The sequence below is a fragment of the Streptomyces sp. BI87 genome, assembly GCF_025957665.1.
GTDB classification, from domain to species: domain Bacteria; phylum Actinomycetota; class Actinomycetes; order Streptomycetales; family Streptomycetaceae; genus Streptomyces; species Streptomyces albidoflavus.
On record NZ_CP110079.1, the window covers coordinates 4,578,945 to 4,601,778 of the forward strand.

The window sequence follows — 22,834 nt, forward strand, 5'->3', positions numbered from 1 at the left end:
GACCTATGGCTGGGCATCGGCGGACTGGTCCGCGTACGCCTTGTCGACGGCGGCCCGGGTCCGCTCCTCGGAGTCGGGCCACAGGTGGGTGTAGATGTTCAGCGTCATGGCCGCGTTGGTATGGCCGAGGCGCTCGGAGACCGTCTTCACGGATTCGCCGTGCTTGATCAGCAGGCTGGCGTAGTGGTGCCGGAGGGCGTGGGGTCCGGTGCGGGAAGGCATGACCTCCGACCGCACCCGCAAGGCGATCACCTCGATCCGCTCCACCCTCGCGGTCTACCAGCGCCGCCGCGTCCCCGGCGCCGCCGATCTCACCCGCCGCGCCCGCGAAGCCCTCGCCTAACATGCCCAACAACCCGCTCGACGAAGGGAACACCGTGACCCCGCAGACCGACGACCAGCCGAAGGCCCTGAAGCCGGCGCGCGAATCCATGACCCCGTTGGTCGCCGCGGTCATCGTCCACGACAAGGCCACCAACCGCGTCGTCCTCCTCCAACGCAGCGAGAACGCCAAGTTCGCCCAACTTGGGTGGCAACTCTCAGGTATCACTTGACGGGTGGAACTAGCCCGCCTATCCAAGGCGGGCGAATCTGAATCAGCCAACGACAGCACTGGAGACCCGGGTGCAGGGGCCGTCCGTATCACGGCGTTCGATCAAGAATTGCGAGCAAGCGTGGCTCGAAGGGGTTGCACAACTGAGGGTGGGTAATCAGGCCGCTGCGGCTGCGTCCTTTCACACGGCCGTCGCGCACAACCCTCTTGCTGCTGACGCCTGGCTGGGACTGCATGCCGCGGGGCAGCTCCAGGGCCAGGCGATCGAGGCCATGCACGGTCAAGCTCAGTCCTTCGGTGCCATGCGCACGCAGCTACAGACCCCGTTGTCCTCCCGGTTCCAGATCGGGAGCTATGTGAACTTCCGTTTAGAGACGTCCCGTGATCTGTGGCTCGCGAGGGCGGCGAAGTTCTTGGACGACGGCCTACTCGATCAAGCATGGAACATGCTCTCCCACGCAGTGCTCGACTGCGACGAGACCCGCTTCGTCTGCGCCCGCTACGCCGTCTCGAAGAAGGACTGGCCACTCCTTCTGACCTTTGCCGAGGGAATCCGGGACTCCTTCCTACGGGACGAGTCGCAGCTTTGTGTTGCGGCCAGTCTTATCGCCCAAGGCGTATCCCATGAGGCGCTCAACGTGCTGAACCCACTCCCACAAGCGCTGGCTGATAACGCCGGCTTTCTCGGGGAGGTTGCCTACCTTCGTGGCCGTGCGTATGAGCAGCTCGGCCAGGCTGAGGATGCCCTGAAGCAGTTCCAGACAGCGTTCCGGTACAGCCCGACCCTGGGTGATGTGGCCCAGCGGGCGAAGGTGGTGGCCTCGCCTGCTGCGCGCCTGCCCACCCAGGCAGCTGGGGCTGCGCAAGAACAACGTGAGGACTCCTCCAGCATCACTTTGAGCGACGAGGAGCGTTCGGCATTGCTGGACGAGGCGATGGCCGAACTCGACGAGATGGTCGGGCTGGCCCCGGTGAAACGCCAGGTGCGGACCCTGTCGGCACAGCTGAGGATGGCGTCAGTGCGAAGAGGCCAGGGCCTGGCTGCGGCACCGGCTCCACAGCACTTGGTATTTGCCGGGCCGCCCGGCACGGGCAAGACCACGGTGGCCCGCGTCGTAGGCAAGGTCTTCGCAGGGCTTGGCTTGCTGGCCCGAGGCCACGTCGTCGAGGCCCAGCGCGTTGATCTCGTGGGACAGCACCTCGGAGAGACGGCGATCAAGACATCGAAGATCATCGACGAGGCCCTGGATGGTGTTCTCTTCATCGACGAGGCGTACGCACTGTCCAACACCGGGTACTCGGGAGGTGACGCCTTCGGCAAGGAAGCCCTACAGGTGCTCCTCAAACGAGCCGAAGACGACAGGCGCCGCCTGGTTGTGGTTCTCGCCGGGTACCCGAGCGAGATCGATGACCTCCTGTCCACCAACCCAGGCCTCACCTCCCGCTTCAACACTCGGGTGGACTTCCCTGCCTACTCGGCTGACGAGCTGGTGCTGATCGCGGAGTCGTTCCTGGTAGCCCAAGGCGACGCCCTTACCGACGAGGCAGCGGTTGCGCTGCGCACGTCATGTGACCTCGTCGTCACCAATGGCCTGATCGACCGGCTTGGTAATGGTCGCTTCGCGCGCGAACTCGCTCGGAAGGCTGCCGCAGTGCGGGACCTGCGGGTCTACGAGGCGCACGGCAGCTCTGGAGTCCCGTCGGAGGACGAGGTCATCACGCTGCACGTGGGTGATGTCATGGACGCGTACCAGGAACTCACTGAAAGCGTTCCGCCGTCCCGCTGACTGGGGGATCGCGGATGTCTGCCAGTCCGCAGCCAGTCCGCAGGAAACCCGTAAACGTCCGTCGAGAGCCAACGCGTGCCAACCGGGAAGTCCCAGGTCAGAGCCCTGGATGGGGCGCAGCCGCAGGTCAGGATCAGTCCGTAGACATTCCGGTTCAATGTGTAGAGGGCCGGGCCCGAAGACGGGTGTCGACATGGGGTTCCGGCGGTCCTGCCCTATGGCGCGGCCCGCTTCCCGTAGCCACGGATTCGCCTCAGGCCTGCCCCCGCCCCTCTGCTAACGTGCCCCCGAATTCGCGAGTACGGGGGGACGGGTGGGAGGCGTAGGGCGGGGCCGTGCCGAGGTCGGGGCACGGGAGGAGCGGGCGCGGGTTCTGCGGTACTGGCGGGCTGTGGAGTACTTCTCGCCCCCGAAGGTCGAGTCGGTCAACCCTCGCAAGCATCTTTACGCCGTGAGAGCGGGGCAGCCGTTGCCCTGGGAGGCCGGGTCGGCTGTCAGCCGCGTTCAGGCTCGTCCGAACCGAGTGTGGCAGCACACGGTATACGCAGGGGTCTTCGGCGTGCACAAAGTGCGGGACGCCTTGTTGCAGGCGTTCCGGGCGCCCGATTCCGAGCAGGACCTCGACGGGCGGAACGGTGGCGAGAGCGCCGTGCTCTGTTTCACGGTCAACCAGGACGGGCGGCTGATAAAGGAGAGCGTGACGCTCTCCTCGTGCGCCTGGGCGGTGGGGCAGACCCTGAGTCCGGGGCCGCACAGCGACCGGTGGCTGACCGGGTTCGATGAGGACAACAAGCGGTTGCTGGGGCGGCTGCTGGACCTCGGTGACGGGAAGGTACAGGTCGAGCGGCGGCCCCCGGAGGTTTCCGGTGCGTCTGAGCCCGGGCTCGGGCCCGTCGCGGGGCTGATGTCCCGTCTCGTCGTCAGCGCGGCCAAAGGTGGGCTGGGGGTGGCGGCCGGAGTGGCCGGGGCGGGGCTGGGGCCGATCGCGGGGGCGATGGCCGCGAAGGTCATCGAGGGGGCCGGCGGGGAGCTCATCGACACGGCCGCCGCCCGGTTCGCCGAGCGCGTCCAGGGCGACGGTGCGGCGGCCGGACAGGACGAGGACGAGGGCGGCGAGCACGAGGGCGCGGCGGAGGGGCCTGAGCAGCGCGAGGTTGAGGCGGAAGAGCCGCCGTCCGAGGTGGGCGTGAAGATCCTGGACGTGTACGACCTGGCGGCCATTACCCGGTGGGTGACCGACCAACTCGGTGTTGCCGTTGCTCTCCGGCCCGACGCGATCCGGGTCAAGAGCTATCAGGTCGTAGCCCGCCACGCGGACGAGAGTAGCGGTGACATCTTCCTCAACAGCTTCTACGCCGATGACTTGGAGCAGGTCGCCGATGCCGTGGCGGCTGGCGGAGCGGGTACCGCCCTCTTGGACTACCTGAGTGCTGAGGCGGATCTGGACGCGATGCACCGCTTCGACGTGCGGCGCCTGCCCGAGGTGGTGAGGGAGAGCGTACAGCCGTCGAGCATGCCGCTCGGGCGGTGGCCGGCCGATTCCGACAAACCCCTGGTGCTCTCCCAGCAGTTCGCGGTCAACCGCGTGATGGCGAGCCTCGGGGAGGACGGCGGCCGCGGACTGTACGCGGTCAACGGGCCGCCTGGGACCGGCAAGACGACGATGCTGCGAGACCTCATCGCAGCCCTGGTGGTCCAGCGGGCCGAACGGCTGGCCGCGCTGGCCCGGCCGGAGGACGCCTTCGCCAAGAAGCCGCGTACCTGGCGTACCGAGGAGACAGCGGGGAAGTCCTACCCGCGCACCATTCATCCCTTGATCCCGGAGCTCACCGGCTTCGAGATCGTGATCGCCTCGTCCAACAACGGAGCGGTGGAGAACGTCACGCTGGAGATCCCCGGCGCCCGTTCGATCGGCGAGGCGTGGCGCGGCCGCGCCGAGTACCTCGCGGGCCCGGCCAGTCTGGCGCTGGAGGAGGACGCGTGGGGCGCGATCGCGGCACGGCTGGGCCGGCGCGGCAACCGCTCCGACTTCGTGCAGCGCTTCTGGTGGGGCGATCAGCCCAAGGGAAGTGCCGGGTCGAAGCCGGACGGGGACGACCCGGTGCTGGGTCTGCACAGAATGTTGCAGCTTCAGGCGAACTTCCACGGGCCCGCCTCCGCCCGCGACACCCCGTGGCCGGGCCCAGACGCGGACGCGGACCCTCCGCTGGGGCGGGAGACCTGGCAGCAGGCGGTACGCCGCTTCACTCGGGCCCGGGACCACGTACGTGCGCTCGCTGCGGAGCGGCAGGAGATCGCGGAGCAGCTCGACCGGCTTGCGGGTCCCGACGCCCTCCTGGAGGAGCTGGAGAGCAGGGAGTCCGGCGCCCGGGGTGCGCTGTCGCTCCTGCGGCAGGAACAGCGGCGGGTGGCCGCTGAGCTCGTCGGTCACCGGCAGGAGCACGCCCGGCGCCAGGCCGTGGTCGCCGCGGAGCGCACGCGGCTCGACCTCGCCGAAGCGGTCACCCGTCGGGGGGAGGAGGGTGTCCGGGCTGCGGAGTTGGCCCTCCACGCCCACGGCGCGTCCAGGCCTGGCCTGCTCAGGAGGATGGTCACCCGCGAGCCCATGCGGCAGTGGGAGGCCGCTCGTCTCCCTCTGCTCAGCCAGCGGGAAGCTGCGGACACCCGTCTCGCAGAGCTGGAGTCGGCCCGGGCAGCGCAACAGGCGGTGCTGCGCTCGGCCCAGGCGGACGTGGATCAGGCATGGGGAGCGGTCCTGCGTGCGGAGGCCCGGGCCTCCGCCTGCGAGCAAGCACGTGAGCGGCAGGTCGCCACGGCCGCCGAGGCCGGGCAGCGAGTGGCCGGACGGCGCCGCGAGAGGGAGGCCGAGCAGGACCGACTGGCCGAGGCCAGGGCCCGCTGGGGGGACCGTGTGCCGGGCGACGCATGGCTGGCGGCCCCGGACGACCGTGGGGCGATGGAGTCCCGGGAGCAGTCGGCGCCCTGGATGGATGCCGCGTTCGCCGATGCGCGCTCCGAACTCTTTCTAGCGGCCCTGGATCTGCACCGCGCGCTGCTGGCCACGGCGCCCGAGCGCATGCGGAAGAACCTGCTGGCCGCGATGGAGGTGGTCAAGGGCCAGGCGCCAGGGGACCTGGACGCCGGGACTGTGCTGGCCGCCTGGCAGATGCTGTTCCTGGTGGTGCCGGCGGTCTCGACGACCTTTGCCTCGGTGGGGCGTATGTTCGCCGGGCTGGGAAGTGAGGCGCTGGGCTGGCTGTTCGTCGACGAGGCCGGGCAGGCCGCCCCGCAGGCGGTGGTCGGCGCCCTGTGGCGGGTGCGCCGGGCTGTCGTCGTCGGTGACCCGCTGCAACTGGAACCAGTCGTCCCCCTTCCGTGGACCGGCCAGCGGCGTCTGGCCGGGCACTTCTCGGTGGATCGTCGGTGGGCTCCGGCGGCCGCGTCAGTCCAGACTCTGGCCGACCGCCTCAATCCGTACGGCACTTGGTTGAGGGACCAGGAGGGCGAGGCCATCTGGCTCGGCTCGCCGCTGAGGGTGCACCGCCGCTGCGACCGGCTGATGTTCGACATCAGCAACAAGATCGCCTACGACGGGATGATGGTCTACGGGGTCCACCGGGACCAGGACGACTTCGCGCTGGCCCAGCGCAGTGTGTGGTGGGATGTCCCCGCGCTGCCGGGCGAGGAGAAGTGGAACCCGGCGGAAGGGCATGCGCTGGAGATCACCCTCGACCGGATCCGTACCCGTATCGAGGAAGCGGTCCGTCAGGAGGCTGAGAGCGCAGCGGAGCTGTTCACGGGCGAGCTGGTGGGGGGCGGTTCCGGCGCGGAGCACAAGCGCCGCCTGAACGAATCCGTTTTCGTCGTCAGCCCGTTCCGGGACGTCGTTCACGGCCTCGGCCGGGTCGTCGGCGGGTCCCTCACCCCCAAGCGCTACGGCACGGTGCACACGACTCAGGGCAAGGAAGCGGACATCGTGATCCTGGTGCTGGGGACCGGAGCCGGGCAGGTCGGGTCGCGGAACTGGGCCGCGCAGAAGCCCAACCTCCTGAACGTCGCCGTCACCCGCGCCCGTCGGCGCCTCATCGTCATCGGTGATCACGAGGCATGGTCGCGCCACCGGTATTTCGAGGATCTGGCAAGGCACGAGCTGATGCACAGGTGGACCCCCCGGCGTTGAGTCGCTCGGCAGCGTGTTCTCTATGAAAGGACCCGATATCCGTGCCCGCTTCCCCGCAGCCCTTGCCTCCCGCCCTGGGCTCGATGACCCTGCTCGCCGCCGCCGTCATCGTGTACGACCGGGACGCCGGGCGGGTCGTGCTGCTCCGGCGTGGGGCGGGCGCCAAGTACGGGCACGGGCTGTGGGATCTGCCCATCGGCAAGTGCGACCCCGGGGAGCCGGTGACCGAGGCGGCCGCCCGGGAGCTGTACGAGGAGACCGGGGTGACCGTACGGCCCGAAGACCTGCGGGTCGCGCATCTGGTGCACGGGGCGTGGGGTGTCGAGGCGCCTGACGGGTACCTCACGGTTGTTTTCGCCGTGGAGCGGTGGGGCGGCGAGCCGGAGAACCGGGAGCCGGGGAAGCACGACCACGTGGGCTGGGTCCCCGTCGGTGAGCTGCCCCAGGAGTTCGTGCCGGGGTCGGCTGCCGCGCTGGGGGAGTATCTGCGGGGTGGGGGCGTGGGGGTGTCGCTCAGGGGGTGGGCGGCAGGGGCGCCGCCTCAGCTCGGAGGAACACTGAGCGAGGGTTGAGTCCTACACCTTGACGACTTCGACGGCCGGGCCGCAAAGAAGGCTCAGATCCTCCGGATCGGAGGTCAAGAGGGTGGCAGGCAGGGCTGCCGACTGGGCGATTGCGGCAAGGACGGCGTCGATCGCGTACTTGTGGCCGTGCAGGCGGTGTGTGCGCAGGAGCCGGGTGGCCTGGTCGGCGACCTCCCTGGTGACGTCGTGGACGTCGATACGGGAGAGCGTCCAGCTGATTCGGGCGGGGTGCACGCGCTCGTGGCCGGCTTGCACGACAGTCATCGTGCTGGTTGCCACGCGAACGCTTTCCTGCCTGGCAGCCTGGATGAAACCCAGGACGGTGGGGTCCTTGCGGTAGAGCTTGGAAAGACCTTCGGAGTCGAGGAGGAGAGTTCCGGCCATCAGGTGGCTGCCCCGCCCGCTCGGCGGTGATCGTGGCGCAGCAACGCGCGAGCGGCCTCGACGTCCTCTTTGTTCAGCTCGCCGTGGTCGGACTCGTAGTCGTCGACAATCTCCTGCAGCTTGTCCATGGCGATCCGCTGTTCCAGGGCCTCGGCGACGTAGGCGGAGAATCCGCCTCGGCCCACGTGGGCGCGCGCAGCCTCGGCCAGATCTTCCGGCAAGCTGATCGAGTACTTTTTGCTACCAGGCATGATCCCGATGCTGCCAGCGGGAGCAAGGTGCGCTACCTCGCGTTCTGCGGCGTACCCCCGCGAGAGGTGAGGCAGGTCGGGTCGGTGTGATGATGAAGGTGAAGCACGACACGTACGGCGAAAGGCCCCGCATGGCACCGCGCATTCTGCTGGCACGGCACGGACAGACCGCCTGGTCGCGGTCGGGGCGGCACACGGGGTTGACCGATATTCCCTTGCTGGACGAGGGGCGGGCCGATGCGGGGCTGCTGGGCGGGAGGCTGGAGGCCGAGCCGTTCGCGGGGCTGCCGCGGGTCGAGGTGCGGACCAGTCCGCTGGTACGGGCGCGGGAGACGGCCGAGCTGGCCGGGTTCGGGGAGCGGGCCACGCCCTGGGACGCGCTGGTCGAGTGGCGGTACGGGGAGTACGAGGGGCTGACCCCCGACGAGATCCACGCCCGGCAGCCGGGGTGGCTGGTCTGGCGGGACGGGGCGCCCGGCGGTGAGAGCACGCAGGAGGTGTCGGACCGGGCCGACGAGGTGGTCGACTGGGCCAGGTCCGCCGACCGGGACGTGCTGCTCTTCGCCCACGGCCACATCCTGCGCGCCCTCGGCGCCCGCTGGCTCGGCCTGCCTGTCTCCTTCGGCGCCCGCATCCGGCTCGCGCCCGCCTCGCTCTCGGTGCTCGGCTGGTCGTACGGCGAACCGGCGCTGGAGTCCTGGAACGACACCGGGCACCTCGCCGCCTAGGGAGCGCCCTGGCCAGGTCCGCTCACACCGCCAGGGCCTCGTGGCGGTCGAGGAAGACGCCCACCGGGCGGTGGCGGCGGTGCGGGCCGAGCAGTTCGGCGGTGGCCGACAGGCGGGACTGGACGCGGCTGGACTGCACCTCGTCGAGGAGGGCCAGGACGCGTGTGGCGGCGTCGGCGGCCTCGTCCGGGCGGCCGGCGCGGGCCAGGCCGGAGGCCAGCTCGGAGGTGTACAGGGCGATGTTGCGCGTCAGGTGCGGGGTGCGGACCGTCGCCTGCGAGGCGGCGCGTCCGGCGTGGCCGGCGGCGCGGGCGTGGTCGCCGAGCGCCCCCCAGCACTGCGCCTGGAGCATCTCCAGCTCGGCCTCGCTGAAGAAGGACATCCACTCCGGGTCGGCCTCGCGCGCGCCCCGGCCGAACAGCTCCCCGGCCCGCGCGACCGCGCCCTCGCAGCCGCCGCGGTCGCCGAGCCCGGCCCAGCCGCCCGCCTCGCGCAGCGCCAGCAGCGCCAGCAGGCGGGGCGAGCCCAGCTTCGCGGCGGCGCGCTGGGCGGCCTGGGCGGCGCGGACGGCCTCGCGGTAGCGGCCGGTGTCGCGGGCGAGGAAGGCGGTGTTGCAGAAGGCGTGGGCCTCCAGGGCCGCGTCGCCGGACATGCGGGCGGTGGCGAGGGCCTCGGCGTAGTGCGAGCGGGCCTCCTGCTGGCGGCCGGAGTCGTGGGCCAGCCAGCCCACCGAGATGGCCAGTTCTCCGGCGCCGGCGTGCAGCCGGTCGGCGGTGGACTGGCGGGTGGTGCCCGCGTCGAGCAGGGCGTAGGCGGTACGGAGCTGGCGGGCGGCCCGGCGGTAGAGCCCGTCGGCGCCGTGCCGGTCGTCCAGCGTACGGATCAGCCGCACCGCCTGCTCGACGGCGCCCGCCTCGGCCTCGCCGACGCGTTGGTGCGGAATGGTGCCCTCGTCGCCGGTGAGGGTGCCCAGCGCACCCAGGGAGGCCGCCGCCACCGTGGCGGTCGAACCGGTCATGAACGCGCGCCGTTGCACGTCGCTCTCCTCGCGCATCTGTCTCCCGGAACCCGGGTGTGAATCCGGAGGATCCGGGGGGATCGGGTACTCGTACGGGGTGTCCGAAGGAGGGTGCGCGCCGCGCGAGGCGGCTCTGCCCCGTACGGCCTGGCGCGGGGTGAAGCCGAGCGCGGTGAGGTCCCGGCCGGGGAACATGTGCCGGAACACCCGCTCGTAGGCGTAGTTGGGGCAGCGGATCTCCCCTGCCTCGACCCGGCCCACGTACCGGGCGTCGCAGCTCACGTGCTCGCCGATCTCGCGGCCCGCCCTGCGGACCGCGGCGGCGAACTCGGCCGGTGAGAGCTGTCCGCGCAGTTCCCTGAAGACCGTGTTGGGCCTCGGGGGGTGCGCGGAGGAAGCCACCGGTGACGACGTCATGGCCGACCCCTCTCCTGCGGATCACGCCGGAACGGTGACCGCCGGCTGCGGACCGTGTTCCGACGGAGCAGCAACGTACCTTCTGTAACCGGTCCGGCACACAGGGTTTGACTACAAAAGGGATATCTCTCCCGCGATCTGCCATGAAGTGCCATCCTTCGCGGCCATCGCGTGCCGTAGCCGTTGACGCTCCGTCGCGTTGGGTCTTGCGGAGGGAAGCGCAGTGGCTGCTCTCCGCGAGGAGGGATTTCCTTGTTGGACGCCGGAACGGACACCCGAGACCCCTGGACGCCCGCGGCGGGCGGCCAGGCCGCCGACCGCCGCCCCTGTGACCTGGTCACCGTCCCCGCCCGGCAGGGGCTGGAGGCCGTCGACATCCTCCGCCGGGGCGCCGAGCCGGCCGTCGGCCCCGTCCTGCTCGTCGGCCGCTGCGACACCCTCGGCTTCCTGGTGCCGCCCGGCACCGCCGACCGGTGGGACGTACCGGGCAGCGCCTGTACGACCGCCGGGCGCCGGCCCGGCGGAGCCCCCGCCGTCGCCGGGACCGGCTGGCTGCTGCCGCCCGGCGACGGCGGGACCGTCACCGACCCGGCGAGACTCCGGGCCGCCCTGGACGAGGCGGCCCGCCTCATCGCCGCCGCCGACCGCCGCCGCTGACCCCGGCCGCCGGGGCCCGCCCGCGCCGCCCGCCGCCCGTCCCCGCAGAATGAGGGCATGGCACGAGGCAAGGCGGGCAAGGGGCGCGAACGCGGTGAGGGGCGGCGACGCGGCGGGCGGGAGGCCGTGGTCGAGGCCGTCGACGGGGGCACCGCCGAGCTGCGGCCCGACCCCGAGCGGGCCGAGGGCTGGTCGCTGCTGATCGACGGGGCGCCGCAGTCGCACGTCGACCTGGCCGACCCCTCCCACCTGGCTTTTTCCTACCAGCGCCGGCTCGGGCACGTCATCGACCTGGTCGCGCCCGCCGGGCAGCCGTTGCGGGTGCTGCACCTCGGCGGGGGTGCGCTGACGCTGGCGCGGTACGTGGGGGAGACGCGGCCCCGGTCCACGCAGCAGGTGGTGGAGAAGGACGCCGCGTTGGTGCGGCTGGTGCGCAGGGTGTTGCCCCTCGATCCGCAGGCGCGGGTCAAGGTGCGGGAAGGGGATGCCCGAGAAGGGCTCGGGCGGGTTGCCGACGGGTGGGCCGATCTCGTCGTGGCCGACGTGTTCAGTGGGGCGCGGACTCCTGCGCACCTGACCAGTGTGGAGTTCCTGGCGGAGGTGCGGAGGGTGTTGGCCCCTGGGGGCTGGTACGCGGCCAACCTGGCCGATGGGCCGCCGTTGGCGTATCTGCGGGGGCAGGTGGCTACCGCCGGCGCGGTCTTCTCCGAGTTGGCGGTTGCCGCTGATCCGGTGGTGTGGCGGGGGAGGCGGTTCGGGAACGCGGTGCTTGTTGCGGCTGGGCAGCCGTTGCCTGTGGGGGAGTTCACCCGGAGGGTGGCGGGCGACCCGCATCCTGGGCGGGTGGAGCACGGGGCCGGGTTGCTGGGGTTCACCGGGGGTGCGGGGGTGGTCTCCGACGCCGTGGCCAAGGCTTCGCCTGCGCCGCCGCCGGGGGCGTTCGACTGATTGGCCTCAGGCGCCGGCCGGGCTGGGGTGGGGTGGCCTCAAACGCCGGCCGGGCTTGATTCGGCCAGAGCCTGGTTCACCGTTCGTCGATGTCCACCCGTGGTGGATACCCGTTCCAGGAGCAGAAGACCGAGGAGCTGCGGTCGCCCTGGGTGAAGGTGACGCGGACCCAGGCGCCGCCGCTTTCCTCGCGGGTCCAGACCTGCATGGTCCAGCCGGGGGTGGGGGTGGCGGAGACGAAGTCGGCGGAGTCGGGGCCGATGTCGAGGACCACCTGGCCGCCGGCGACGGTGTAGCCCTTGACGCCCGTGGCCGGGTCGGACGGTGGGGGTTCGGGGGAGGGGGGTGTGGGGGTCGGGGTCGGTGTGGGGGTGGGGCTCGGGGGTTTCGGTGTGGGGGAAGGTGGCGGGGGTGGGGTCGGCTGGGGGGAAGGTGCCGGTTTGGGGCGGTGGGTGGAGGCGGCCTGGGGCTCGGGGGCGACCTCGGTGAGGGGGAGGGCGCGCGGGGGGTCGTAGACCGTGCCGGAGAGGACGGTGTGGACGCCGAACCAGGACAGGGTGACCGCCGCTCCGGTCGCCGCCGTCCACGCCAGGGCGTGGAGCACTCCTCTCCGCATGTGCGTCATCCTCCCGCAGGCGCCGGTCGGTTGTCGCCCCGCGTGAGCCGTCAAGCCCGCGCCTGCCGTTTCCCCCGGATGGCGTACGGTGCCGCCCATGCCCCATGTGCTCGTGGTCGAGGACGACCAGTTCGTCCGCTCGGCGCTGATCCGCCATCTCACCGAGGCGTCCCACACCGTACGCAGCGTCGGCACGGCGCTCGAAGCGCTGCGCGAGGTCGCCCACTTCCGGTACGACGTGGTCGTTCTCGATCTGGGGCTGCCCGATCTCGACGGGGCCGAGGCGCTGAAGATGCTCCGGTCGATCACCGACGTGCCGGTCATCGTCGCCACCGCGAGAGACGACGAGAGCGAGATCGTGCGGCTCCTCAACGACGGCGCCGACGACTACCTCACCAAGCCCTTCTCCGTCGCCCATCTCTCGGCCCGGATCGCCGCCGTGCTGCGCCGGGCCAGGGCGGCCGGACCCGAGGCGCCGCCCGACCGGGTGCTGCGGGTGGGCGGGCTCGCCGTCGACCCGCTGCGGCGCCAGGCCGAACTCGACTCCGTACCGCTGGACCTGACCCGCCGCGAGTTCGACCTGCTCGCCTACCTGGCCGGGCGGCCCGGGGTCGTCGTCCCCCGCAAGGAACTCCTCGCCGAGGTCTGGCAGCAGAGTTACGGCGACGACCAGACCATCGACGTGCACCTCTCCTGGTTGCGCCGCAAGCTGGGTGAGACCGCCGCCGCGCCCCGCTACCTGCACACCCTGCGCGGGGTCGGGGTGAAGCTGGAGCCACCGGCGTGAGATGGGCGCTGGTGAAGGTGGCGCTGGCGGTCACCGTGATGGTGGTGGTGGCGTTCGCGGTGCCGCTCGGGCTGGTGGTCCGCGAGACGGCCCGGGACCGCGCCGTCTCGCACGCCGAACGGCAGGCGGCGGCGCTCGGCCCGGCCCTCACCGTCACCACCGAACGGGCCGCACTGGAGCGGGCGGTGCAGTTCACCACCGCCGGGTCCGAGGGCCGGATGGCGGTGCACGTCCCGGCCGACGGCGACCGCCCGGCCCTGACCGTCGGCACCGCCCGCGCCTCCGTCCGTGACCTCGCCTCCACCCGCCGTCTGGCCCGCGCCGTCACCACCGCCACCCCCGGCGGACAGCTCCTCCTCCAGCCGACGGCGCTGAGCGGTTCGCGGACGGCGGTCGTGGAGGTCTACGTGCCCGAGGCCGAGGCCGACCGGGGGGTGGCCGCCGCCTGGCTGATGCTGGCCGGGGTCGCCGTCGCCCTGGTCATCGGCTCGGTCGCGGTCGCCGACCGGCTCGGGGTGCGCCTGGTGGGGCCCGCCCGGCGGCTGGCCGGGGCGGCCCACGCGCTCGGCGAGGGCTCGCTCGGGGTGCGGGTCCCCGAGGAGGGCCCGGCCGAACTGCGGCAGGCGGCCGTGGCGTTCAACTCCATGGCCGACCAGGTGGTGGAACTCCTCGCCAACGAGCGGGAGTTGGCGGCCGATCTTTCGCACCGCCTGCGGACCCCGCTCACCGTGCTCCGCCTCAACGCGGCCTCCCTCGGGGAAGGGCCCGCCGCCGAGCAGACCCGGGCGGCGGTGGAGCAGCTGGAGTGCGAGGTGGACGCCATCATCCGGACCGCCCGCGAGCAGAAGCCCCGTACCCAGCCGGACGGTTCGGGGGCCGGGTGCGACGCGGCCGAGGTCATCCGGGAGCGGATGGCGTTCTGGTCGGCGCTGGCCGAGGACGAGGGGCGCACCGCGCGGGTGGCGGGGGTGGACCGGCCGGTGCGCATCCCGGTGGCCCGGGGGGACCTGGTGGCGGCGCTGGACGCGTTGCTCGGCAACGTCTTCCGGCACACCCCCGAGGGGACGCCGTTCGCGGTCGACCTGCACGACGGGGGCGAGGGCGCGCACTCGGTGATCGTGCTGGTCTCCGACGCGGGACCCGGCATCGCCGACCCCGAGGCGGCGCTGGCGCGCGGCCGGGGCGGGGCCGGCGGGGAGGCGTCGGCGGTCGGCTCGACCGGGCTCGGCCTGGACATCGTGCGCCGCCTCGCCGAGTCGACCGGCGGGGACGTGCGTATCGGCCGTTCGGTGCTGGGCGGGACCGAGGTGCGGCTCTGGGTCCAGCTGCGGGACACGGGCGAGGCGCCGGTGACGGGGCGCCGGGCGAGGCGGCGCGGGCAGCGGAAGGGGTGGGCCGGGCGGCGTGGAGTTCCCCATTCCTCTTAACCCCGTCCGAGTGCTGCCCTAAGGGAACCTTAAGAACCCGGCGCCCTGTCCGGTCCGCCCGTTTCGCGAGGTGCCCGGGGGCTAACGTCTTCCTCGTCGGCGCCCCACCGCCGGCATCCGGACGACCACCGGAAAAAAGTTCCGCCTGCTCGGGAATCCAGCCGCTCACCCGGGGTACACGGGCGGTACCCCACGGGATTCCGGAGTAACACTCCCCCCACAGGAAAGAACGTGCCCCGGCCGGGCACCATCCCCCCACCCCGGCCGGGGCACGACCTTGTTCCGGGCGGAACAGCGGGTGGAGCCGGGCCCCGTGCGCGGGACGAAGGGCGGGCGGTGGCCCGGGGTCAGAACCCGCGCCACCGCCCGCCCCGGCTCCGGGGGGATCAGCCCGCGTCGGGCTCCGGGCGGAAGTCCGCCGGGGGCAGCACGCCGTCCCGGGCCGCCCGCGCGTACCAGTGGGCGCTCGACCGCGGGGTGCGCACCTGCGTGTCGTAGTCCACGTGGACCGCGCCGAACCGCTTGCCGTAGCCGTAGGACCACTCGAAGTTGTCCAGCAGCGACCAGAGGTAGTAGCCCCGCACGTCGGCGCCGTCGCGGATCGCGTCCAGCACCGCCGAGAGGTGGCCGTGCAGGTAGCGGATGCGGTCCGGGTCGTGGAAGCGGCCCTGGGCGTCGGGCGCGTCCGGGTAGGCCGCGCCGTTCTCGGTGACCAGCAGCGGCACGCCCGGCGCCTCGGCCGCGTACTTCACCAGCAGGTCGTACAGGCCGGTCGGGTCCACGCCCCAGCCCATCGCGGTCCGTTCGCCCTCGGCCTGGTGGAAGGTGACGTCGTCGGCGGCCGGCCAAGGAGAGTGGGCGCTCGCCCCGTGCCCGTCGTCGCGCGGCCCGTCCACGCGGCCGCCGGAGACGATCGCCGGGGCGTAGTAGTTGATGCCCAGCAGGTCCAGCGGCTGGCACGCCGTGCGGGCGTCGCCGTCCTGGACGAAGGACCAGTCGGTGAGCCCCGCGGTGTCCGCGAAGAGGTCCTCCGGGTACGCGCCGCGCAGCATCGGCCCGCTGAAGACCCGGTTGGCCAGTGCGTCGATGCGGCGCCGCGCGTCCTCGTCCTCCGGCGCGGCCGTACGGGCCCGCACCGCGCTCGGGTTGAGGCTCACCGCGATCTTCGGGGTGCGCCCGGCCGGCACCGAGGCCCGCAGCGCCTGCGCGCCCAGGCCGTGGGCCAGGTTGAGGTGGTGGGCGGCGCGCAGCGCGTCGACCGGGTCGGTGCGGCCGGGGGCGTGCACCCCGGAGCCGTAGCCGAGGAAGGCGCTGCACCAGGGCTCGTTGAGGGTGGTGAAGAGCTCGACGCGGTCGCCGAGCGCCTCGCCGACGAGGGCCGCGTACTCGGCGAACCGGTGCGCGGTCTCCCGCTCGGGCCAGCCGCCGGCGTCCTCCAGCTCCTGCGGAAGGTCCCAGTGGTACAGGGTCACCATCGGCCGGATGCCGCGGGCCAGCAGGTCGTCGACGAGCCGCCGGTAGAAGTCGAGGCCGCGCCGCTCGGCGGGGCCGCGCCCGGTCGGCTGCACCCGGGACCAGGAGACGGAGAAGCGGTACGTGCCGAGGCCGAGCCGGGCCATCAGCGCCACGTCCTCGGCGCTGCGGTGGTAGTGGTCGACAGCCGTGTCACCGGTGTCGCCGTTCTCCGTCTTCCCCGGGGTGTGGCTGAAGGTGTCCCAGATCGACGGGGTCCGGCCGTCCTCGGCCACCGCCCCCTCGATCTGGTACGAGGCGGTCGCCGCGCCCCAGAGGAAGTCGGTGGGGAATCTGCCCTGCCGGGCCAGGGCGGCCGCCTCCCCGGGCACCTCCCCGGCGGTGGGCGTGGCGGAGGTGGCTGCGGTGGGGACTGTGGTCAAGACGTACTCCCGTTCTCGCTTGGGATGGGGAAGGGCGGGGTGGGCGGCGGGTGGTCGGGCCCGCCGCCCGGGGGTGTCCTCAAAGGGCCGCTCAGCCCTTCACCGCGCCCTGCATGATGCCGCCGACGATCTGCTTGCCGAAGACCACGAAGGCGATCAGCAGCGGCAGCGTGCCCAGCAGCGCGCCGGCCATGATCACCGACTGGTCGGGGATGTAGCCCCGGCCCAGGCCGGTGAGGGCCACCTGCACGGTGGGGCTGCCGTTCTGGGTCAGCGCGATGATCGGCCAGAAGAAGTCGTTCCAGGACTGCACGAAGGTCAGCATCCCGAGCACCGCCATCGCGGGCCGGGCCGCCGGGAAGACCACGTGCCACAGGACCCGCAGGCTGTTGGCACCGTCGACCCGGGCCGCCTCGATGATCTCGGTGGGCAGCGCCTGGAGCAGGTACTGCCGCATGAAGAAGACGCCGAAGGCGGTGACCAGGGTCGGCAGGATGACCGCCTGGAGCTGGTCGGACCAGGAGAGCTTGGCCACCATCATGTACAGCGGGACGACGCTGAGCTGGGGCGGCACCATCATCGTGCCGATCACCAGCAGCAGCAGCGCGTTCTTGAACCGGAACCGCAGCTTGGCGAAGGCGAACCCGGCCAGGGTCGAGAAGAGCACCGTGCCGACGGAGACGGTGCCGGCCACCACCACGGTGTTCAGCAGGGCCGACCCCATGTTGGCGTCGGTCCAGGCGATCTCCAGGTTCTTGAAGAGGTTCCCGCCGAACCAGAAGGGCGGCGGGGTCTCGGCCAGCCGCGTGTTGTTCCGCGAGGCCGCGATGGCCGTCCAGACCAGCGGGAAGAGCGAGACGACGGTGACCAGGCCGAGCACGGCGTACGTGATCCGGCCGCCGTGCAGCTGGCGCCCGGCCCCGCTGCGGCGCGGGCGCCGGGACCGCTTGCCGGGCGGGTCGGCGGGGGCGCCGGGCGCGGAGTCCGCCCGGACGGGCGGTGGTGCGATGCTCATGCTTTCCCCTCGCCTCGGCGCAGCCACCGGGTGACCGCGAGAGAGACCAGCCCGATCACGATCAGCAGCAGGAACATGGCCCAGGCGATGGCGGACGCCCGGCCCAGGTGCAGGTTGGTCCAGCCCTGTTCGTACAGGTACAGGCCGAGGGTCTGGAACTGGTGGTCGGAGCCGCCGGTCGCCCCGCCGCCGCCGTTGAAGAGCAGCGGCTCGCCGAAGAGCTGGATGGCGCCGATGGTCGAGACGACCACGGTGAACAGGATGGTCGGCCGCAGCGAGGGCAGCGTCACGTGCAGGAACTGCTGCCAGCGCGAGGCGCCGTCCAGCGCCGCCGACTCGTACAGGTCGGAGGGGATGGACTGCATCGCGGCCAGGTAGATCAGCGCGTTGTAGCCCGTCCAGCGCCACACGACGATGGAGGAGACGGCCAGTTGTGAGGTGAAGCTGCCGTTCTGCCAGTCGATGTGCTCGAAACCGGCCAGCGACAGGAACCAGTTGATCATCCCGTAGTCGCGCCCGAAGAGCATGACGAAGACCAGGGTCGCCGCCGCCACCGAGGTGGCGTACGGCGTGAGCGCCGCCACCCGGAAGAACATCGAGCCGCGCAGGCGGTAGTTGAGGAGGTGGGCGATGCCCAGCGCCATCAGCAGCTGCGGCACCGTGGAGAGGATGCCGATGGTGAAGGTGTTCTGGAGCGCGTTCCAGAAGAACTCGTCGTCGAGCAGGCGCGTGTAGTTGCGCAGCCCGATCCATTCCATGTCGTTGGGGGCCGTCAGCTCCACCCGGTGGAGCGAGGCCCACCCGGTGTAGAGCAGCGGGAAGAGGCCGAAGGCCGCGAAGAAGAGGAAGAACGGCGCGATGAACGCGTACGGACTCCACTTCACGTCCCGCCGGTACCAGCGGGAGCGCCGCTCGCGCCGCCGGTCGGCCGCTTCCCTGCCGGGGTCCTGGGGCGGCCCCGCGGCCACCGCCACCCCGCTCGCGGGGGCCGCCGCGCCCTCCTCCACCGAGGAGGGCGCGGCCGCCGAGAATTCACTCGCCATCGCGGGTCACTGGTCCAGAGCGTTGTCGATCGCCTTGACCGCGGCCTTCCAGCCCTCCTCGGAGGACTTGCCCTTCTGGTCGACCTGGAGCATGCCCACGTCGGCCAGGTTCTGCGCGATCACCAGGTCCTTCGGGCCGAGGATCTGCACCGGGGCGCCCTTGGCGGCCTCGGCGAAGATCTTGCCGATCGGCGCGTCGTCGAAGTACTCGTGCTTGGCGTCGGCGATCTCCGGCAGGTCGTAGGCGGCCTGCGCGCTCGGGAAGGAGCCGCGCTCGGCGAAGAGCTTCGCCTGCTGCTTCGGCGCGGTCAGCCACGCCGCGAGCTTCGCCGCCTCCTCCTTGTTCTTGCCGGCCGAGGGGACCGTCAGGAAGGAGCCGCCCCAGTTGCCGGGCTTCGGCGCCTGGGCGACGTCCCACTTGTCGGCGCCCTTCTCACCGCCCTTGTCCTGGATGTAGCCGAGCATCCACGCCGGGCAGGAGACCGTGGCGAAGGTGCCGTTGGAGAAACCCTGGTCCCAGCCGGGGGTGAACTGCTGGAGCTTGGCGGTCAGTCCCTCGGAGGCGAACTCGGCCGCCAGGTCCCAGGCTTCCTTCACCGCCGGGTTCGACTTGTAGACGACCTCGCCCTTGTCGTCGTAGTAGCGGGTCTCGCTGCTGCCGGTCACCGCGGCCATCACACCGGGCGCGCCGTCGACGAACTTGGCGCCCTTGGGAGCCTTCTTCTGGAACTCCTTGCCGGCTTCCAGGTACTTGTCCCAGTCGCCCGCCCACAACTTGCCGACCTCCTCGCGGTCGGTCGGCAGGCCCGCCTTCTCGAAGAGGTCCTTGCGGTAGCAGATGCCCTGCGGACCGATGTCCGTGCCGAGCCCCACCGTCTTGCCCGCCTCGGTGGTGCCCTGCGCCCACTTCCACTCCAGGAAGGCGGCCTTGTCGGCGCCGGGGGCCTTGGAGAGGTCCTCCAGCTTGTCGCCCTGGGTCTGGACGATCTCCGCGATGTTGTTGGCCTCGACGGCCTGGATGTCGGCGAGACCGCTGCCGGTGCCCAGGTGGGTGAGGAGCTGCGGGTAGTAGTTCTCGTTCCGCTCGATGGACGTCTGCTTGATGACGACGTCCTTGTTCTCCTTCATGTACTGGTCGTAGAGTCCGGCCTCCTTGAGGCCGAACGCACCGAAGACCCCGACGGTCAGCGTGGTCTTCCCCTGGTCCGAACCGGCATCGCCCCCGGCGGCCTCGGGCTCGTCGTCCGACGCGCAGCCCGCGAGCAGGCTGGTCCCCAGGGCGGCGACGGCCGCCAGGACCACCGCCTTGCGGGCCGTACGGCTTCTCGTACGCATGGTGCGCATGGTCTCCTCCTGACGCCGGTCCGGTCCCGGCCCGTCAACCCCCTTGCGGGCGGCTGAAGTCGGCTCCTCCGGGTCGAACCAGGGAATGTACGGGTGTTGGAGTGGCAGCTAGGGTGGGAGCGCTCCCACCCGTGATGTCGTGAAGAGTCGCGGCTGCGGGCAGGAGTGTCAAGACACATGACGCCGCCAGGTCCGGTCGGTTATCGGGCTGTTACGGTCTCCTCCGATCCTGGGGCACGACACGGGCGCGTGCCCACTACTGGGAGGCAACGGATGACGGCTGGTCGGAGCAACGGGCGCAGCGGGGGCCGCCCCACCCTCGAAGAGGTCGCCGCCCGCGCCGGGGTCGGCCGCGGCACGGTCTCCCGCGTCATCAACGGCTCCCCCCGCGTCAGCGAGGCCACCCGCGCCGCCGTCGAGGCCGCCGTCGCGGAACTGGGTTACGTCCCGAACACCGCCGCCCGCGCCCTGGCCGCCAACCGCACCGACGCCATCGCCCTGGTCGTCCCCGAACCCGAGACCCGCTTCTTCACCGAGCCGTACTTCTCCGACATCCTCAGCGGCATCGGCGCCGCCCTCGGCCCGACCGACCTCCAGCTCCTCCTCACCTTCGCCGACGGCGCCCGCGAACGACGCCGCCTCGCCCAGTACCTCGCCGCCCACCGCGTCGACGGCGTCCTCCTGGTCTCCGTCCACGCCGACGACCCGCTGCCCGACCTCCTCTCCCAGCTGGAGATCCCCGCCGTCATCAGCGGCCGCCGCAGCGAGGACGAGCCGCTGGCCTCCGTCGACACCGACAACTACTCCGGCGCCCGCGCCGCCGTCACCCACCTCCTGGAGCGGGGCCGCACCACCATCGCCACCATCAGCGGCCGCCTCGACGTCTACGGCGCCCAGCGCCGCCTCGACGGCTACCGCTCCGCCCTCGGCGACGCCGGCCGGCCCCCCGAGGACAGCCTGGTCGCCGCCGGCGACTTCACCGAGGAGGGCGGCCGGCAGGCCATGCGCCTCCTCCTGGACCGGCATCCGGAACTCGACGCCGTCTTCGCCTGCTCCGACGTGATGGCCGCCGGTGCCCTCCAGGTGCTGCGCGAGGCCGGCCGCCGCATCCCCGAGGACGTGGCCCTGGTCGGCTTCGACGACTCCGCCGTCGCCCGCCTGATGGACCCTCCGCTCACCTCCGTCCGCCAGCCCACCGCCGCCATGGGCCGCGCCATGACCGAGGCGCTCCTCGCAGAGATCGCCGAGGGCCGCCCCGACAGCTCACGGCTGCGCAGACCCCGGCAGGTCGTCCTGGACACGGAGTTGGTGGTGCGGGCCTCCACCTGAGCCTGTCGCGCCGCCGACCGGCGGTGCGCCCGGGGCGCGCGGCCGAGCCTCCCGCCCCCGGCGCGACCCTCGCCGTACCATCCCTCGGGTGGAACTCCCCGACTACCTGATCAGGCTTCAGCGCGCGGCCGACGACGAGGGGCGCCGGCTCGAGCACCTCGACGAGGACGAGCGGGACGCGGCGCGGCGCCTCTACTTCAACGCCGCGGCCGAGGTCGACGTGGCCGTACGCGACTTCGCCGCCACCGCCGGGCTCGACCGGCACACCGTGGAGAAGGAACTGCGCCAGCGCGCCCGCCAGCCCCCCTCGGAGTGAGCGCGGCCCGCTGTCGTACCCCCGGAGTACGGTCGGCTCCATGAACACCCGTACGGACACCGCGCCCCGCCCCGCCGCCGTGGTCAACGCCGAGATCCGCGCCCTCCTCATGCGCCGCGGCGGCCTGGCCCCCGCCGAGCGCGCGGCGTACGAGCGGCTGCTCGTGGAGTGGGCCGAGGCGGTCCGCGCCGAGGTGGTCGTCGCCGCCTGATCCTTCCGCAACCGCCGCGCCCTCTCCCTCGTCATGATCGACAACGGTCAGACGAGCGAGAGGACCCCCATGACCAGGTGGAAGAGACAGCGGAAGAGACGGAAGAGCGGCCGCGGAGCCCTTCCGGCAGCCCTGGTGGCCGCCGCCCTGCTGGCCACCGGATGCGGCGCCGCCGACACTGGCGGCCCGGCGGCCCACCCGGGCCTCGACGCCTTCCACGCCCAGGAATGCCCCGAGCTGACCGTGAGTGAGAAGGAGAACGGCAACCTCCTCACCCTCGCCCACGACCAGCCCGAGGACGGCGTCACCCTGCGCCCCGGCGGCGCCCCCGCCACCGTCCTCGTCAAGCTCTGCAACACCACCGACCGGCCCCTGACCGACATCGCCCTCTCCACCCAACTGGAGTGGTCCGACGCCGGGGAGCGCGACCCCCGGCTGAAGGTGGAGCACCGGGAGACCCCCGACGGCCAGTGGCGCACCGCCGAACTGGTCGTCGCCAACGACTACCAGCCCCTCAGGGGCGCCGACGCCGCCCGCGACCTGGCCCCCGGGGCGACCCGGGTCGTCGAGTACCGGTTCAGCGCGGCCGAGGACGCCCCGTCCGGCGCCAGGCCCCTCATGATCCGCGCCGTCCGGGCCGACGAGCAGCGGGGCGGCGGCCTGGCCGGCCTGCGTCTCAGCGTCCTGCCCTCGGACTGACGGCCGGTCACCGGCGGCCCGGCACGTACCCTCACCACCCATGGCCAGCTCCGCCGCCCACCCGCCGCCGCGTGCACGACCCACACCGCTCACCCCGCGCCCGCCACGCGGCCCTGCGCACCTGCGTCACCCTCTTCGCCCCTACGGCTTCCGCGCCACCTACCACCACCTGTGCCGCAGCGCCCGCGTCCCCGCCGACCTGGACCGGCGGCCCTGGTCCGTGCCGTGGACGAGCTGCACGAAGCCCAACAGCTCTGGCTCGCCGAGGCCGTCGCCTTCTCCGTCCGGCGCCGCGTGGAGAAGGCGGCCGGGGTACGGGCGCCGGACGAGCCGGCCCGGCTGGCGCGGGGCCCGGAGGGCAGCCTGGCCTACTGTCCGGACCCCGAGGCCCATCCCACCGCCCGCCTCGCCGAGGTGGTCCGCGCCCTGCGGCCCGCCGCCGGGCCGGCCTGCCCCCTGTGCGGCGGCACGGGCCCGGACGCCGCCGTGTCCTGGGGCTCCGGCCGCCGCCGGCACCTGCTCTGCGCCCGCTGCGGGAGCAATCTGCGGGCCGCGGTGACCGCCCCCGGCCCGGCGCTCGTGCGCGTACGTGCCGAGCGCCGGCGGCAGGTGTGGCGCCGTACGGTCTGAGAGGCGCGGCGGAGG

General features: G+C 72.3%; 22 protein-coding genes and 2 pseudogenes. 15 read left to right on the top strand and 9 right to left on the bottom strand.

Annotation, left to right across the window (positions count from 1 at the left end; all coding sequences use genetic code 11):
- Positions 1-3: 3 nt before the first annotated feature.
- Positions 4-222 (bottom strand): annotated as a pseudogene (locus OIM89_RS20475) (tyrosine-type recombinase/integrase); the annotation flags it as partial.
- Between OIM89_RS20475 and OIM89_RS20480 the strand changes: the two are divergent.
- The 5 genes and pseudogenes from OIM89_RS20480 (at position 221) to OIM89_RS20500 (ending at position 7,092) form a co-directional block, all read left to right on the top strand.
- Positions 221-343 (top strand): hypothetical protein, encoded by a 123-nt coding sequence (locus OIM89_RS20480; protein ID WP_260679495.1) that lies wholly within the window; start codon positions 221-223, stop codon positions 341-343. The pseudogene OIM89_RS20475 and the gene OIM89_RS20480 overlap by 2 nt on opposite strands.
- A 1-nt stretch (position 344) precedes the next feature.
- Positions 345-539: pseudogene (locus tag OIM89_RS20485) on the top strand (DNA mismatch repair protein MutT); the annotation flags it as partial.
- 85 nt (positions 540-624) lie between these two features.
- Positions 625-2,340 carry an AAA family ATPase gene (locus OIM89_RS20490; protein ID WP_264491504.1) on the top strand — a complete coding sequence of 572 codons (1,716 nt, stop codon included), beginning with the start codon at positions 625-627 and terminating at the stop codon, positions 2,338-2,340.
- A gap of 559 nt (positions 2,341-2,899) precedes the next feature.
- Complete coding sequence (locus OIM89_RS20495) at positions 2,900-6,520, top strand: DEAD/DEAH box helicase (protein WP_195730986.1); 3,621 nt, start codon at positions 2,900-2,902, stop codon at positions 6,518-6,520.
- A gap of 83 nt (positions 6,521-6,603) precedes the next feature.
- Positions 6,604-7,092, top strand: a complete 489-nt coding sequence (locus tag OIM89_RS20500; RefSeq protein WP_107049116.1) for an NUDIX domain-containing protein — start codon at positions 6,604-6,606, stop codon at positions 7,090-7,092.
- Positions 7,093-7,095: 3 nt separating this feature from the next.
- Here the strand turns inward: OIM89_RS20500 and OIM89_RS20505 are convergent, their stop codons facing one another.
- On the bottom strand, positions 7,096-7,488 hold the full coding sequence (locus OIM89_RS20505) for a type II toxin-antitoxin system VapC family toxin (protein ID WP_264491505.1): 393 nt from the start codon (positions 7,486-7,488) through the stop codon (positions 7,096-7,098).
- Entirely contained in the window at positions 7,488-7,739 is a 252-nt protein-coding gene (locus OIM89_RS20510) for a hypothetical protein (RefSeq protein WP_047465035.1), read from the bottom strand. Before OIM89_RS20510 ends, OIM89_RS20505 begins: the two co-directional genes overlap by 1 nt.
- 131 nt (positions 7,740-7,870) lie before the next feature.
- On the opposite strand from OIM89_RS20510, the gene OIM89_RS20515 reads away from it, so the two are divergent.
- On the top strand, positions 7,871-8,467 hold the full coding sequence (locus OIM89_RS20515) for a histidine phosphatase family protein (RefSeq protein WP_030698569.1): 597 nt from the start codon (positions 7,871-7,873) through the stop codon (positions 8,465-8,467).
- A gap of 22 nt (positions 8,468-8,489) precedes the next feature.
- On the opposite strand, the gene OIM89_RS20520 is transcribed toward OIM89_RS20515, so the two are convergent.
- Complete coding sequence (locus OIM89_RS20520; RefSeq protein WP_264491506.1) at positions 8,490-9,902, bottom strand: hypothetical protein; 1,413 nt, start codon at positions 9,900-9,902, stop codon at positions 8,490-8,492.
- Positions 9,903-10,157: 255 nt separating this feature from the next.
- Here OIM89_RS20520 and OIM89_RS20525 point away from each other — a divergent pair, with 255 nt between their 5' ends.
- Positions 10,158-10,559 (top strand): hypothetical protein, encoded by a 402-nt coding sequence (locus OIM89_RS20525; RefSeq protein ID WP_087775338.1) that lies wholly within the window; start codon positions 10,158-10,160, stop codon positions 10,557-10,559.
- A gap of 57 nt (positions 10,560-10,616) precedes the next feature.
- On the top strand, positions 10,617-11,507 hold the full coding sequence (locus OIM89_RS20530) for a spermidine synthase (RefSeq protein WP_217465816.1): 891 nt from the start codon (positions 10,617-10,619) through the stop codon (positions 11,505-11,507).
- 76 nt (positions 11,508-11,583) lie between these two features.
- Here OIM89_RS20530 and OIM89_RS20535 read toward each other — a convergent pair whose 3' ends face one another.
- Positions 11,584-12,123, bottom strand: coding sequence for a hypothetical protein (locus OIM89_RS20535; RefSeq protein ID WP_175458307.1), 540 nt, complete (start codon positions 12,121-12,123; stop codon positions 11,584-11,586).
- A 97-nt stretch (positions 12,124-12,220) separates the two neighbouring features.
- Here OIM89_RS20535 and OIM89_RS20540 point away from each other — a divergent pair, with 97 nt between their 5' ends.
- Positions 12,221-12,910 (top strand): response regulator transcription factor, encoded by a 690-nt coding sequence (locus OIM89_RS20540; protein ID WP_008405319.1) that lies wholly within the window; start codon positions 12,221-12,223, stop codon positions 12,908-12,910.
- Positions 12,907-14,337 carry a sensor histidine kinase gene (locus OIM89_RS20545; protein ID WP_195730988.1) on the top strand — a complete coding sequence of 477 codons (1,431 nt, stop codon included), beginning with the start codon at positions 12,907-12,909 and terminating at the stop codon, positions 14,335-14,337. The genes OIM89_RS20540 and OIM89_RS20545 overlap by 4 nt, the downstream gene beginning before the upstream one ends.
- A 386-nt stretch (positions 14,338-14,723) precedes the next feature.
- Here the strand turns inward: OIM89_RS20545 and OIM89_RS20550 are convergent, their stop codons facing one another.
- From OIM89_RS20550 to OIM89_RS20565, 4 genes are all read right to left on the bottom strand, one after another.
- A complete protein-coding gene (locus tag OIM89_RS20550; RefSeq protein WP_030697227.1) occupies positions 14,724-16,232 on the bottom strand; it encodes a GH1 family beta-glucosidase in 1,509 nt (502 codons plus the stop codon).
- Between the two features lie 91 nt (positions 16,233-16,323).
- Positions 16,324-17,247, bottom strand: a complete 924-nt coding sequence (locus OIM89_RS20555) for a carbohydrate ABC transporter permease (RefSeq protein WP_047465047.1) — start codon at positions 17,245-17,247, stop codon at positions 16,324-16,326.
- A complete protein-coding gene (locus tag OIM89_RS20560) occupies positions 17,244-18,290 on the bottom strand; it encodes a carbohydrate ABC transporter permease (protein WP_047465049.1) in 1,047 nt (348 codons plus the stop codon). Before OIM89_RS20560 ends, OIM89_RS20555 begins: the two co-directional genes overlap by 4 nt.
- Positions 18,291-18,296: 6 nt before the next feature.
- A complete protein-coding gene (locus tag OIM89_RS20565; RefSeq protein WP_264491507.1) occupies positions 18,297-19,634 on the bottom strand; it encodes an ABC transporter substrate-binding protein in 1,338 nt (445 codons plus the stop codon).
- Between the two features lie 273 nt (positions 19,635-19,907).
- Here OIM89_RS20565 and OIM89_RS20570 point away from each other — a divergent pair, with 273 nt between their 5' ends.
- The 5 genes from OIM89_RS20570 to OIM89_RS20590 all read left to right on the top strand — a co-directional run bounded on the left by OIM89_RS20570 (position 19,908) and on the right by OIM89_RS20590 (position 22,819).
- Positions 19,908-20,963 carry a LacI family DNA-binding transcriptional regulator gene (locus OIM89_RS20570; protein ID WP_264491508.1) on the top strand — a complete coding sequence of 352 codons (1,056 nt, stop codon included), beginning with the start codon at positions 19,908-19,910 and terminating at the stop codon, positions 20,961-20,963.
- Positions 20,964-21,051: 88 nt separating this feature from the next.
- Positions 21,052-21,279: a hypothetical protein gene (locus tag OIM89_RS20575; RefSeq protein ID WP_030697232.1), complete on the top strand. Its 228-nt coding sequence runs from the start codon at positions 21,052-21,054 to the stop codon at positions 21,277-21,279.
- Positions 21,280-21,319: 40 nt separating this feature from the next.
- Positions 21,320-21,490: a hypothetical protein gene (locus OIM89_RS20580; protein WP_179230585.1), complete on the top strand. Its 171-nt coding sequence runs from the start codon at positions 21,320-21,322 to the stop codon at positions 21,488-21,490.
- A gap of 69 nt (positions 21,491-21,559) precedes the next feature.
- Entirely contained in the window at positions 21,560-22,189 is a 630-nt protein-coding gene (locus OIM89_RS20585) for a hypothetical protein (protein ID WP_264491509.1), read from the top strand.
- A gap of 225 nt (positions 22,190-22,414) precedes the next feature.
- Positions 22,415-22,819, top strand: a complete 405-nt coding sequence (locus OIM89_RS20590; protein WP_078858003.1) for a hypothetical protein — start codon at positions 22,415-22,417, stop codon at positions 22,817-22,819.
- Positions 22,820-22,834 lie beyond the last annotated feature (15 nt).